This window comes from Sporacetigenium sp. TC11 (genome assembly GCF_058146105.1).
This window is the reverse complement of record NZ_JBYVNY010000003.1, coordinates 172,544-186,464: the sequence shown is the minus strand read 5'-3', so window position 1 is coordinate 186,464 and position 13,921 is coordinate 172,544. Positions and strand designations below refer to the sequence as shown.

At 29.4% G+C, this 13,921-nt stretch carries 14 protein-coding genes, 1 pseudogene and 1 other annotated feature; of the genes and pseudogenes, 1 reads left to right on the top strand and 14 read right to left on the bottom strand.

The genetic code is table 11. The annotated features are described in order from the left end of the window. Nucleotides 1-128: 128 nt before the first annotated feature. From ilvA to nadD, 5 genes are all read right to left on the bottom strand, one after another. Entirely contained in the window at nt 129-1,340 is a 1,212-nt protein-coding gene (gene ilvA / locus ACUSRV_RS06850) for a threonine ammonia-lyase (protein WP_490141185.1), read from the bottom strand. A 229-nt stretch (nt 1,341-1,569) separates the two neighbouring features. Next, nucleotides 1,570-3,984: a leucine--tRNA ligase gene (gene leuS, locus ACUSRV_RS06845; RefSeq protein ID WP_490141184.1), complete on the bottom strand. Its 2,415-nt coding sequence runs from the start codon at nt 3,982-3,984 to the stop codon at nt 1,570-1,572. 54 nt (nt 3,985-4,038) lie between these two features. Further along, nucleotides 4,039-4,225: a binding site (T-box leader), on the bottom strand. 44 nt (nt 4,226-4,269) lie between these two features. Continuing rightward, nucleotides 4,270-4,620, bottom strand: a complete 351-nt coding sequence (gene rsfS, locus ACUSRV_RS06840) for a ribosome silencing factor (RefSeq protein ID WP_490141373.1) — start codon at nt 4,618-4,620, stop codon at nt 4,270-4,272. A 98-nt stretch (nt 4,621-4,718) separates the two neighbouring features. Continuing rightward, nucleotides 4,719-5,285, bottom strand: a complete 567-nt coding sequence (gene yqeK / locus ACUSRV_RS06835) for a bis(5'-nucleosyl)-tetraphosphatase (symmetrical) YqeK (protein ID WP_490141183.1) — start codon at nt 5,283-5,285, stop codon at nt 4,719-4,721. An 11-nt stretch (nt 5,286-5,296) separates the two neighbouring features. Beyond that, nucleotides 5,297-5,968 (bottom strand): nicotinate-nucleotide adenylyltransferase, encoded by a 672-nt coding sequence (gene nadD / locus ACUSRV_RS06830; RefSeq protein WP_490141182.1) that lies wholly within the window; start codon nt 5,966-5,968, stop codon nt 5,297-5,299. 207 nt (nt 5,969-6,175) lie between these two features. Here nadD and recX point away from each other — a divergent pair, with 207 nt between their 5' ends. Further along, entirely contained in the window at nt 6,176-6,814 is a 639-nt protein-coding gene (recX, locus tag ACUSRV_RS06825) for a recombination regulator RecX (protein ID WP_490141181.1), read from the top strand. A 104-nt stretch (nt 6,815-6,918) separates the two neighbouring features. Here recX and ACUSRV_RS06820 read toward each other — a convergent pair. From ACUSRV_RS06820 to ACUSRV_RS06780, 9 genes and pseudogenes are all read right to left on the bottom strand, one after another. After that, a pseudogene (locus tag ACUSRV_RS06820) lies at nt 6,919-7,206 on the bottom strand (YhbY family RNA-binding protein); the annotation flags it as partial. Between the two features lie 14 nt (nt 7,207-7,220). Continuing rightward, nucleotides 7,221-8,504, bottom strand: coding sequence for a GTPase ObgE (gene obgE, locus ACUSRV_RS06815; RefSeq protein WP_490141180.1), 1,284 nt, complete (start codon nt 8,502-8,504; stop codon nt 7,221-7,223). A 130-nt stretch (nt 8,505-8,634) separates the two neighbouring features. Further along, nucleotides 8,635-8,925: a 50S ribosomal protein L27 gene (gene rpmA, locus ACUSRV_RS06810; protein ID WP_490141179.1), complete on the bottom strand. Its 291-nt coding sequence runs from the start codon at nt 8,923-8,925 to the stop codon at nt 8,635-8,637. A gap of 14 nt (nt 8,926-8,939) precedes the next feature. Further along, the gene (locus tag ACUSRV_RS06805; protein ID WP_490141178.1) at nt 8,940-9,257 is read right to left on the bottom strand and encodes a ribosomal-processing cysteine protease Prp; all 318 of its coding nucleotides are present in this window, start codon (nt 9,255-9,257) and stop codon (nt 8,940-8,942) included. A gap of 15 nt (nt 9,258-9,272) precedes the next feature. Further along, entirely contained in the window at nt 9,273-9,584 is a 312-nt protein-coding gene (gene rplU, locus ACUSRV_RS06800; protein ID WP_490141177.1) for a 50S ribosomal protein L21, read from the bottom strand. A 93-nt stretch (nt 9,585-9,677) separates the two neighbouring features. Then, nucleotides 9,678-11,036, bottom strand: coding sequence for an Rne/Rng family ribonuclease (locus tag ACUSRV_RS06795; protein ID WP_490141176.1), 1,359 nt, complete (start codon nt 11,034-11,036; stop codon nt 9,678-9,680). A gap of 52 nt (nt 11,037-11,088) precedes the next feature. After that, nucleotides 11,089-11,784: a TIGR03936 family radical SAM-associated protein gene (locus ACUSRV_RS06790; RefSeq protein ID WP_490141175.1), complete on the bottom strand. Its 696-nt coding sequence runs from the start codon at nt 11,782-11,784 to the stop codon at nt 11,089-11,091. Next, a complete protein-coding gene (locus ACUSRV_RS06785) occupies nt 11,784-13,634 on the bottom strand; it encodes a TIGR03960 family B12-binding radical SAM protein (RefSeq protein WP_490141174.1) in 1,851 nt (616 codons plus the stop codon). Before ACUSRV_RS06785 ends, ACUSRV_RS06790 begins: the two co-directional genes overlap by 1 nt. Beyond that, on the bottom strand, nt 13,609-13,896 hold the full coding sequence (locus ACUSRV_RS06780) for a hypothetical protein (RefSeq protein ID WP_490141173.1): 288 nt from the start codon (nt 13,894-13,896) through the stop codon (nt 13,609-13,611). Before ACUSRV_RS06780 ends, ACUSRV_RS06785 begins: the two co-directional genes overlap by 26 nt. Nucleotides 13,897-13,921: the final 25 nt, after the last annotated feature.

Genomic DNA, 13,921 nt, shown 5'->3' with positions numbered 1-13,921 from the left:
GTACATATATTATTTTTTCATTTGATTACAACTATTATACTATATTTTTAAAAATTTTGTATACATATTTTATAGATAAATAGGAAATTATAGGCAAATAACCCTATAATTTCCTCAAATATTTTATATTATATTTCAAATATATTAAATCCAGCTTTCATTACAGCATCTCTAACTTCAGCTATATGATTTCTATCAATTGTTTCAAGAACTATTTCAACCTTTTGAGTTCCTAATTTTGTTCCAGATGACAATCTTGTTAAGTTTGCAGCTAATATATTTGCTTTAGTTGTTTCGATAACCTTTGTTAATTCTGCTAATCCACCTGGTCTATCTTCTACAACTGTTTCAAATGTATATCTTCTTCCTTCTTTAGCTAAAGCAGTATCTATAACTCTATAAGTCATGTTAACGTCCACATTACCACCAGATACTATACATACAATGTTTTCGCCTTTAGCTTCATATTTACCATTTATTAATGCAGCTACAGATACAGCTCCTGATCCTTCAGCAACTATTTTTTGTTTTTCTAATAAGAATAACATAGCATGAGATATTTCTTCCTCTTCTACTGTTATAACCTCATCAACTAATTCTTTTATTATTTCAAAAGTTAAATCTCCAGGAGTTTTAACAGCTATTCCATCAGCTATTGTTGTAGCATTGAAAGCTGTTGTAACTTCTCCATTTGCTAAAGATTCTTTCATTGATGGGATGTTAGCAGTTTGAACACCAACTATTTTTATACTTGGTTTAATAGCCTTAGCAGCAACAGCTATACCAGCTATTATACCGCCTCCACCTATTGGACATAATATAGTGTCAACGTTTTCTAAGTCTTCAAATATTTCTAAAGCTATTGTTCCTTGACCAGCTATAACATATTTATCATTAAAAGGATGTAAGAAAGTTGCTCCTGTTTCTTTTTGTACTTCAACTGCTTTTGCATAAGCATCATCATATACTAAACCGTTTAATATAACTTCTGCTCCATATCCTTTAGTAGCAGTTACTTTTGCAAGTGGTGCAGTAGCAGGCATTACTATTGTTGACTTTATTCCACTCATACGAGCTCCTAGTGCAACCCCTTGTGCATGGTTACCAGCACTTGAAGCTATAACACCGTTTGCCTTTTCTTCATCAGTTAAATTAGCTATTTTATTACAAGCCCCTCTTATTTTAAAAGAACCTGTTTTTTGTAAGTTTTCAAGTTTTAAGTATACATTATTTCCTGTTTCTTCACTTAATTTAGTACTTTCTAATAAATCAGTTTTCTTAACGATATGTTTTATAGTTTCTCTAGCTGTTTGTACATCTTGTAATGTAACTATAGACATTATTTTCACTCCCTAATATATAAATTAAATTTTAAATTTTGTTATTTTTTTATCCCAATATCATCTTACAACCTTTTTTGACAAATTGCAACAGAAAACGGTTTTTTATAATATTAAAATTTATCAAAAAATTTACAATTTCATTTTAATATATATTTTTCAACATAAAAAAAGATAAAGATGCATTTAGTACACCTTTATCTTTTAACATTAATTAATATTTTATACTTTATTTAACTACTATATTTACTAATTTTTTAGGAACTCCAACTACTTTAATTATTGTCTTACCTTCAACTAAGGATTTTATTTTTTCATCTTCCATAGCTATCTTTTCCATCTCTTCTTTAGATATATCTGAAGGAAGATTTAATTTCCCTCTTAACTTACCATTTATTTGAACTACTACTTCTACTTCATCTTTTACAAGTGCCTTTTCATCATATTTTGGCCACTGAATATCAAATACACTGCCTTCATTTCCTACCATCTTCCATAATTCTTCTCCTATATGTGGAGTAAATGGTGCAAGTATAGTTATTATAGTTTCTATACCATTTTTCATTATAGCTTCATTTCTATTTTCAAGTTCTTTATATTTATACATTTCATTTACTAATTCCATTAAGGCAGATATAGCAGTGTTGAATCCAAATTTTCTGTTTAAATCTTCTGTAACCTTCTTTAATGTAGCATTTATTACGTATCTTAATTCTTTATCTTCTTTAGATAATTTACCTAAATCTACATTAGTATTAGCTACATCCTTTAATTCATCAACCAATCTATATACTCTGTTTAAGAATCTAAAACATCCTTCAACACCTTGTTCTGACCAATCTAAATCTCTTTCAGGAGGTGCTGCAAATAAAACGAATAATCTAGCAGTATCTGCTCCATATTTTTCTATTATCTCAAGAGGGGCTACTATATTTCCTTTTGACTTACTCATTTTAATTCCATCTTTTAATACCATACCTTGAGTTAATAGGTTTTTAAATGGTTCGTCAAAATCAACCATACCTAAATCTTTGAATACTTTAACGAAGAATCTTGAATATAATAAATGAAGTATAGCATGTTCTACCCCACCTATATATTGATCAACAGCCATCCACTTTTGTACTAAATCTTTAGAAAAAGGTTCTTCAGTATTGTGTGGGTCTATAAATCTTAAGAAATACCAAGAAGAATCTATAAATGTATCCATAGTATCAGTTTCTCTTGTAGCTTCTTTACCACACTTAGGACAAGTAGCATTCATAAAGGCCTTAGATGTTGTAAGTGGCGATTTTCCAGTACCTGTAAATTCAACATCTGTTGGTAAAAGAACTGGTAAATCACTTCTATCTACTGGTACAGTTCCGCAATCATCACAATATACTACTGGTATTGGACATCCCCAGTATCTCTGTCTTGATATTAACCAGTCTCTTAATCTATAATTAACAGTTTTCTGACCTCTATTTTCTGATGCTATTTTTTCAACTATTTTTTCAAATGCTTTAGCATTATCCATTTCATTGAATTCTTCTGAATTTATCATCTTATTATTTTCATCTATAACTTCTATTATTTCTAAGTTATATTTTTGTGCAAATTCATTATCTCTTTCATCATGGGCTGGAACTGCCATAACAGCACCTGTGCCATAATCAGATAATACATAGTTAGCTATCCAAACTGGAACTTTATTTCCATTAACTGGATTTATAGCATATTTTCCTATGAATATCCCTTCTTTTTCTGTATCAGTAGAAGTTCTCTCTATTTCAGTCATTTTATTTGTTTTTTGAACAAATTCATCTACTTCTTTTTCATACTGTGTTCCAACAACAAACTCTTTAACGTATTCATGGTCTGGAGCCAATACCATATAAGTTACACCGTATACAGTATCTGGTCTAGTTGTGAATACCTTTATTTTTTTATTATATCCTTCTACATCAAAGTCAATTTCTGCACCTGTACTTTTTCCTATCCAGTTCTTTTGCATAGTTTTAACTTTTTCAGGCCATCCATCTAACCCATCTAAATCATTTAAAAGTCTTTCAGCATAATCTGTTATCTTTAAGTACCATTGTTCTAAATCCTTTTTATTAACTACAGAGTCACATCTTTCACATGATCCACCTACAACTTGTTCATTAGCCAAAACTGTTTGACAAGATGGACACCAGTTAACATATGATTTCTTTTTATATGCAAGTCCGTTTTCATAGAATCTTAAAAATATCTCTTGAGTCCATTTGTAATAATCAGGAAGTGAAGTTGCTACCTCTCTATCCCAATCATAACTAAGACCTAATAACCTTAATTGGTCTTTCATATCATCTATGTTTTCATTTGTCCATTTATTTGGATGTATTCCATGTTTTATAGCTGCATTTTCTGCTGGAAGACCAAATGAATCCCATCCCATTGGATGAAGTACATTATATCCTTCCATTTTTTTAAATCTAGCTACAACATCTCCTATAGAGTAGTTTCTAACGTGACCCATATGTATTTTACCTGATGGATAAGGAAACATTTCCAAAGTATAATATTTCGGCTTTTCGCTTTCTACTGTTCTGTATTGGTCTTTGTCTTCCCATTTTTGTTGCCATTTTTGTTCTATGTTTTTAAAATTGTAAACTGACATTTTTTACCCTCCCTATATATAAATTTAAACAACAAAAAACCCTCCATCCCTATGGTTAGGGACGAGGGTTCATTCTCGCGGTACCACCCTAATTGGCTATAATTATAGCCCTCTTAGTTAGTATTTAAGCCTACCAAGGCCAAATAGATATTTCTAGCAAGTTCAAAGATATATTTTGCTAGTTTTCACCACCACTAGCTCTCTGTAAAAATATATTTCTTTTACTACTCTAGACTATTTGATAAATTTGGAATTTTCTTAATATAATTTCATATAATACCACTTTTATTTTAAGTTGTCAACATCTATCTGTGGTGCATCTCTCCATAATCTTTCTAAGTTATAAAAAGCTCTTTCTTCGTTGTAGAATACATGAACCATTATATCTCCATAATCTAACAATATCCAGTCTTGAGCAGTCATGCCTTCTTTTCCTCTAGGCTCTATTCCTAATTTTGTTAATTCATCTTGTACATTGTCTGCTATAGCTTTTACTTGTCTTTGAGAAGATGCACTTGCTATAACGAAATAATCGCATAAAGTTGATATTGCACCTATATTTAATACAGTTATATCTTCACCTTTTTTGTCATCTATTGCATCATATGCTATTTTTAACATTTGTTCTACAGATATATTTTCATTGTTTATCATTCATTTACCTCCTGTTGTTTAATAAAGACACTGTTTGATATTATACCACAAAATGCCATATTATAGTATTATATTAAGTTTTATTTGTTTTTCAGTATATAGTTTCTTGCTTTTATAGTTCTAGGATGTATCAATTTCTCAATATCTATAACATATTTAATAGTATTGTTAAAAGATATAAGTAAAGCTTCATCTAGCTCCTTGTTGTAAGCTTTTTCTCTAAGTTTATCTAATCCTGGATATTTTCTTCCCTCTTCTGTTAAATCAGCTATATATATTATTTTTTCAAGTAAAGACATATTTTCTCTACCTGTTGTATGATATCTTATTGCATTTAAAATTTCTTCATCAACTATATCGAATTTATATTTTGCTATATAAGAACCTATAATACTATGAGATAAAGATATGTCATCTTCTTCCATATCATCTAAATCTATATTGTACTCACTTACATAATAATATACTTGTTCTTTAGTAAAATACTTAGCACAATCATGAAGTAGTGCTGCTATAATACATTTTTCTTCATCTATTTCATATATCTTGGACAATTTCATAGATTCCTTAACTACATTTAAAGAGTGAATTAATCTTTTTTCTGGCAACATTGTCTTTAATTTTTCTTTAATTTTATTTATTTCCATTTAAATCTCCCCTATTTGTACAATAGCTTTTCATGTATATATTTTTCCACATTTTCTGGTATTAAATACCTAACTGAATTATTTTCTTTTATTTGTTCTCTTATATAAGTAGATGATATATCAAGAGATGGAACATATATAGTAAGTATATTTGCATTATATTTTTCTCTTAATTTCTCTATTTTATCTTGAGCCTTTAGCAAGCTTATTCCAGGTCTAGTAGCTGCAATAAATGTAGCCAGTTTGAAGTTTTCTTCTACATCTCTCCAAGACTCTATATCACATATAGCATCTGCACCTGTTATAAAGTAAAGTTTTGAATCTGGATATATAATATTTAGTTGTCTTAATGTATCTACTGTATAAGTTTTTTCATCTTTATCTATTTCTATTGAAGACACTTCAAATTTTTCATTAGTCATTGTAGACAAAAGAACCATATTATATCTATGATATTTATCTATAATAGTTCTATTAGTTTTATGTGGTGGATTTCCAGATGGTATAAATAGTATTTTATCTAATTGATATTTTATTCTTATAAATTCAGCTGTAGCCAAATGAGCATAATGTATAGGATCAAATGTACCACCCATTATCCCAATTTTTTTGAAATTACTTCTTTTTTTGTTTTTAGCTAGGTTTGCCTTTATAGATTCCTTTACCAATAAATCTATATTCATAAACATTCTCCTTTGTTTATAGTATCTCTTCTATTTTAACATTTATTACCATACTATAACAGAATAAAATATAATTCTAAGTTTATTATTATACATAAAATAAATATTAGTCCTGTATTTGATTTACATATACTTTAAATGTTATTATATAGAATAGTTTATTTAGGTATAATCTTATTATATATACTTTTGACTAAGGAGGATATTATGTCCATAATAACAAAAATAGAAGTACAACAAAAAAATGAAGATAGAGTTAATATATATTTAGATGATAAATTTTTTATGGGTGTTTACAAAGAAATAGTATATACTCTAGGAATTAAAAAAGGCCAAGAAATAGATGAAGAAAAATTAAAGGAATTTTTAAACCAAGAAATGTATATAAAAGCTAAAAATAAAGCTTTGACCATACTTTCTAAATGTGATCAATCCGAAAAAAATTTAAAGATCAAGTTATTAAATAATTTCGATGAAGATGTTGTAGATAATGTTATTGATTTCTTAAAGAAATACAATTTTATAAACGATGAAACTTTAGCCTCTAAAATAACAAATACAAATGTGAAATTAAATAAATATGGAAAAAACAGAATAAAACAAAATCTATATACTAAAGGTATTGATAAAAATACTATAAATGATGCTGTATCTAAGGTTGATGAAAATATAGAATTTGAAAATGCCATGTATTTAGCTAAAAAAAGATATGAAAGAGTTAAAAATGAAGAAAGGACTAAAATATATAGAAAAATTGCACAACATCTAACTTCCAAAGGGTTTGAATACGATACAGTAAAGAGAGTACTTAGTAAGTTATTAAATTATGAAGAATATGAATATTAAAATTCACTTTGCTCATATCGCCAACTACCTTGGAAAGCAGGCCCGTTGCTCAAACAAAAGGTTGGAAATTTAAAAAAGCTGGTATATACCAGCTTTTATTATCTTGGAAAAATTATTTGTGGGTTGTCGTGATTTTTTCTATATATAGTAAATTTAGAACCTATGGCTTGAACAAATTCTGCTCTTAATTTTTCACATATATAATTTGCTGTTTCTTTAGCATCAAGACCTGCATTATCTAATATAGTAACTTTTACTATTTCTCTAGATGTTAATGCATTATCTAATTGTTCTAAAAATGCCTCGCTGATTCCCTCTTTACCTATTTGAGTTATAGGTTTAAGTCCATTAGCTATAGATTTTAAATATGATCTTTTCTTTCCTTTTAACATTTTGCCACCTCTTTTTAATCGTAGAATTCAAATTCTAAGTCGTATATTCTAACAGAATCTCCGTCGTCTATTCCCATTTCTCTTAATCTATCAAATATTCCTCTAGATTCCATAACTTTTTGGAAGTATTGAAGAGATTCCATATCGTCAAAGTTAACAGAATATAATATTCTCTTAAGAGCTTTACCTGTAACAACGTATACTCCATCTTCATCAACTTCTATACTTATTTGATCTTCATTAGTTTCTGGAGCTAATTCTTCTCTATACATTTCTTCTTCAGATACTAACTCTACGTCTTCAACTTCTTTTAGAAGCTGAGAAACATATGTTATAACATCATCTATCCCTTGACGAGTAGCAGCAGACATAGCAAATACCTTATGTCCTCTAGATTCTAGCTCTTCTTTGAATATCTCAAAGTTTTCCTGTGCATCTGGTAAATCCATTTTGTTTGCAACTGCTATTTGTGGTCTAGACGCTAACTTTTCGTTATATAAATTAAGTTCATTGTTTATCTTATCAAAATCTTCTATAGGGTCTCTTCCTTCTACTCCAGATACATCTACTATATGGATTAGTACCTTTGTTCTTTCAACGTGCCTTAAGAAGTCATGACCTAAGCCTATTCCCTCAGCAGCTCCTTCAATAAGTCCAGGTATATCAGCAAGAACAAAACTATCTCCATATTTAGTTTCAACAACTCCTAAGTTTGGAGTTAAAGTTGTAAAATGGTAATTTGCAATCTTTGGTTTAGCCTTAGTTACTACAGATAAGAAAGTTGATTTACCTACATTAGGGAATCCTAAAAGTCCAACATCAGCTATCATCTTAAGTTCAAGTATAACTGATTTTTCTTCTCCTTCAGTTCCAGGTAGTGCAAAGTTAGGTGCTTGTCTTACCGAAGTTGTAAAATGACAATTACCTTTTCCACCTCTACCACCTTTTACAACTACAGCTCTATCTCCAGCTTCTTTTAGGTCGGCTATAACTAAGTTAGTAGCCTCATCTCTTATTATAGTTCCCGGTGGAACTCTTAAAACTAGATCTTCTGCATACTTTCCGTGCATTTTCTTTCCTTTTCCGTTTTCTCCTGGCTGAGCTGAATATTTAGTTTTATATTTAAAGTCCATTAAAGTTCTTAACCCTTCATCAACTTCGAATATAACACTTCCACCATTTCCGCCATCTCCACCAGCCGGTCCTCCAGCTGGAACGTATATCTCTTTTCTAAAAGCTACAGCTCCATTACCACCGTTACCAGCTTTAACAAATATTTTCGCCTTATCTATAAACATATCCATCACCTACTTAAAATAAATCTATTTAAATTTATTTTTTCCAAAATAATCTTTCTAATTCAAAATCCCGAACAAATATAATTTCCTTGTACTTAAAAAGGAGTGTTTACACACTCCTTTTTTCATATTATTCAGCAACTGCTACTGGATATATGCTAACTTTCTTTCTTTTCTTATCTTTTCTTTCGAACTTAACTGTACCATCAACTAATGCGAATAAAGTGTCATCTCCACCTATACCAACATTTGTTCCTGGATGTATTTTAGTTCCTCTTTGTCTTACTATTATGCTTCCAGCAGTTACGACTTGACCATCGTATCTCTTAACACCTAATCTTTTAGCAACAGAATCTCTACCGTTCTTAGAAGATCCTACCCCTTTTTTAGATGCTAATAATTGCAAGTTCATCTTTAACATTCTGGAGTCACCTCCTACTTTTTTAAGATTTTTATATTTTTTGGGTATTCCCTTTTAATTCCATCAATAGCTAACTGAAAATGTTGAAGTAAAAGTTGTGAATCATTTATATATTCATCACCTACCATACATGATATATGGCCTTCTTGTCCTATTACATTTTCAAACTTAACCTTTTGCAATTTGTCTAAAGAGTTTATAACAGCTATTGCATTAGATGTAACAGCCGAACATACTATATCATAGCCTATTTCAGCAAAATCAGCATGTCCCTTTAAATCAAATCCCTTTAATAAAAAGTTATCCGTATAGTAATACTTAACTTTTATCATATTCGTATCCTATAACTAAGCGTTTATTTTTTCAATAACTAACTTAGTGTATGCTTGACGATGTCCTTGCTTCTTTCTGTAGTCTTTCTTAGGCTTGTACTTGAAAACTATTATTTTCTTTCCTCTGCCTTGTTCAACAACTTTTGCTTGAACAGAAACACCTTCAACTACAGGGCTTCCTAATACTAGGTTACCTTCTTTTGAGCAAGCTAATACTTCTTCTAAAGTAACAACATCACCTTCGTTAACTTCTAACTTTTCAACGAATATAACATCACCTTCAGAAACTTTGTATTGCTTTCCACCTGTTTTAACTATAGCGTACATTCACTGCACCTCCTCGGTCACAAACTCGCCAATACAAGGTATCCCTAAGGAATTTTGAACCTTTATTGAGCGGCATTACAAATATAAATGATATCAAAGTTTATAAGATTTGTCAATAAGTGTAGGATTTAATTTTATACATAATTTTATATTATATTTTTTACCTAGCTCTTCTAAATTGTATATATTTTGTTTTTGTATAGTATTATATATATATTCACTAAGTTCTACCTCAATAGATTTACTAGATGTGTGTTTGTTTAACCTTATAAGTTCTTGTTCTATATTGTCTACTATATATGAAATAGAATTATTGTAATAATCATCTATAGGCTCTTTATCTCTTTTTCTTACCATTTCAACGAGACCTAGTCTTGTCATTCCAAATACTTGTGTTTTTCTTTTTTCTTTTTGAAGTTCTGCGCTTAATCTCTCTATAACATCTGTTTTATATTCTTCTTTTTCCATATCTATAAAATCTATTATTATTATTCCGCCAATATCTCTAAGTCTTAATTGTCTGGCTATTTCACTACAAGCTTCTATATTTGTTTTATAAACAGTTTCATCTAATTCAATACTTCCTGTAAATTTCCCTGTGTTGACATCTACAACAGTTAAAGCTTCAGTTCTCTCTAATACTAAATATCCGCCGCTTTTTAGCCATATTTTTTTATTTAAAGCTTTTTTGATTTGGTTTTCTACATTGTATAAATCAAATACATCTTCACCATCTTCTAACTTAAGTTTACTTACCAAATCTTTATCTATAGATTTCAATAAAATTTTTATTTCTTCATACTTTTGATTATTATTTACAACTATTTTATCAAAGCTGTCATTAATGTTATCATTTATATATTTCATAGACTTATCAAGCTCTTTGTATAATAATTTAGGCCCCATGCCTAGCTTGTATTCTTTAAGTAAATTATTATACTTGTCTACTAGCATATCCAAGTCATTTTTAATTTCTTCATATGTAGCCCCTGTAGCCTCAGTTCTTATTATTATGCCGTAGTTTTTATCCCCTACTATTTTTCTTACTATTTTTTTAAGCCTAAATCTTTCTTCTTCATCAGTCATTTTATTAGATATTGTTATTCTATCATTACTAGGTATATAAACAATGTATCTACCAGAAAAGCTTATTTCTGTAGTTAATTTTGCTCCCTTTGTACCTACTTCTTCTTTATTTATTTGAACTAATATATCTTGTCCACTTTTTATATCTTTATTTTTATATAAAGGCAAATATCCATACTTTTCAAATCCTATGTCTACAAATGCAGCTTCTATTCCAGGCATTACCTTCTTTACTACTCCTCTGTATATATCTGAAACAGTTTTGTTTTCTCCTTTGTTTTCTATTAAAAGTTCAGTTAATACATTATCTTCTAATATAGCTGTTTTTTGAGAATATGTAAGAGTGTCTACAACTATGGATTTCATACTATCACTTCCTTCAATTAAAATAAAGGGGTAGAAACTACCCCTTAAATATTTACAATGGACAAACTAAGTCTCCATCTGTCATCATATACAAATCTCTTCTAATTATATCTACATCAATAGGTTCTATATCTATATTAAGAGTTTCTAATATCATAGGTATAAATATATTTGTATTTAAATTAGCTTTAGATCCTGTTGCTATAGTTGCTGTTAAAATAAGTTCACTTTCAGATAAGTCTACTAAATCTAAGTATCTTATCATAGGTCTTATATCAACATCTACAATCTTCCCTTTTTTGTTTTTCTTAGATACTATTATTTCATCAGAACTTCTAATATCTGCTATTTTAGATTTTATATATTCCTTAGATAAAGGTCTCTCTAACTCTATTTTAAATATATATTCGCCATATTCTATAGAAGATGAAAGTGATGTAATGTCCTTAGATATATACTCAGCTTTTATAAAGTTTATTCCTTTAGGTAAAGTATTGTTTATTCTTTCTAAAAACTCATTTTCATCTATTTTTTCTTCAAGTTCTAAATCTAAGTACTCTCCTTGACTTTCTGTTCCAAGCGCCAATGCATTTCCATAAGATATTTTAGGATGAGGGTTGAATCCTTGTGAATGTGAGATACTTATATCTGCTCTTCTAAAAGCTCTTTGAAGAAGTCTTTGTAAATCTAAGTGAGATGTATATATCATGTCATCTTGTTTTGTAAATTTACATCTTAATATACTCATTAGCACATCCCCCTCCCTATTTCATCTACATTTATACCACATGCATTACATCTTGCTCTACAATCTTCAGTTACTTCATCTCTTTTTGATTTGTCATTTTCTCTCATTAAAAACTTCTTACTAACTCCAACTTCTATATGATCCCAAGGGAATACTTCCTCATACTCTCTTTCTCTATTTGCATAAAAACTTATTTCTAAGTTATTACTTTCCATAGATTCTTTCCATATATCAAATTTGAAATGTTCTGCCCATCCGTCAAATTTAGCTCCATTTTTCCAAGCATCGTATATTACTTTTCCTATTCTTCTATCTCCCCTAGCTACAACTGCTTCCATTAGACTAGTAAGAGAATCGTGATAGTTGTATTTTATATTTCTATTTCTAAGATTTTTAACAAGATATCTTTGCTTTTCTATAACCTCTTCTGTAGTATCTTGTCCATGCCACTGGAATGGAGTAAATGGCTTTGGAACAAAAGTAGATGTACTTATTGTTACACCAAAGTTTCTATTAAATCTTCCACCATTAGCATCTCTATATGTATCTATAACTTTATAAGCTAAATCAGATATACCATCTAAATCTTCATATCTTTCTGTTGGAAGTCCTATCATAAAGTAAAGCTTTACACTATTCCATCCCATTTCAAATGCTTTTCTAGTTGCATTTTCTAAATCTTCTTCTGTTACACCTTTGTTTATAACGTCTCTAAGTCTTTGAGTTCCAGCTTCAGGTGCAAATGTAAGTCCTGCTTTTCTAACTTGTTGTACCTTTTCAGCTATTTCAAGTGAGAAGTTATCAAGTCTTAATGAAGGTAGAGATATACCTATATTTTTATCTGTATATTCATCTACTAAGTAGTCTGTAAGCTCTCCTAATTTACTATAGTCACTAGTACTTAATGAAGATAATGATATTTCATCATATCCTGTATTTTTGATTAGTTTTTCTACTAGCTCCTTTAATCTTGGTACACTTTTTTCCCTTATAGGTCTATATATCATACCCGCTTGGCAAAATCTACAACCCCTTGTACATCCTCTAAACAATTCTAAAACTATTCTATCGTGTACAGTCTCTATAAAAGGAACTATTAATTTATCTGGATAATCTAGAGTCTCTACATCTTTTATTATTCTCTTAGATACCTTTGCTGGAATATCTTCTTTTATAGGATTTACGCTCTCTATAGTTCCATCGACCTTATAATCTACACTATATAATGAAGGTATATATACACCTTGTATATTTTTAGCTAAATTATATAAAAACTCTTCTCTAGATGTTTTATTTTCTTTGTGCTTCTTTAGTTCATCTATAATTTCTAAGTTTACTTCTTCCCCTTCACCTAAAACTACTATGTCTACAAAATCAGCTAAAGGCTCAACGTTGTATGCACAAGGTCCACCAACTATTACAAATGGATGGTCTAAACTTCTATCCTTTGCATATGTGGGTATATTTGCCAAATCCAACATATTAAGTATGTTTGTATAAGATAACTCATACTGTAGAGTAAACCCAATTAAATCAAAGTTTGTTATAGCCTCTCTTGATTCTAATGCAAATAAAGGTATGTTGTTTTTTCTCATTAAATCTTCCATATCAACTGACGGTGCATATACTCTTTCACAGAATATATCTTCTCTTTTATTTGCAACATGGTATAATATCTGTGTTCCCAAGTGGCTCATACCAACTTCATAAATATCGGGGAAACAAAGTGCATATCTTATTAAATCTTCATTAGATGTATCTTTATGTACTGAGTTTACTTCATTGCCTAAATATCTTGCCGGCTTTTCTACTCTTTTAAGTATCCTACTTAAGTTCACCTTTTGTTTCATTTGATTTAAAAACCTCCGTAATTTTATCTTGTAGTAAATTTGAGTATTTTTTCATACCAGTATCAACATCTATATTGTCGTTTACTATGTATTTTATATTTTCTTCAAATGTATTCAAATTGAAAATATTTCCTTTTATCGCCAAACATATAACCAATATTATACACGATATTCCAACTTGTATCAAAATTTTATTCATAACATTTTTATTATGTCCATATTTATATTTTCCAATATTTCTATTATTACTATATCTATTCATATTAAACACCCCTTATATATTTTTA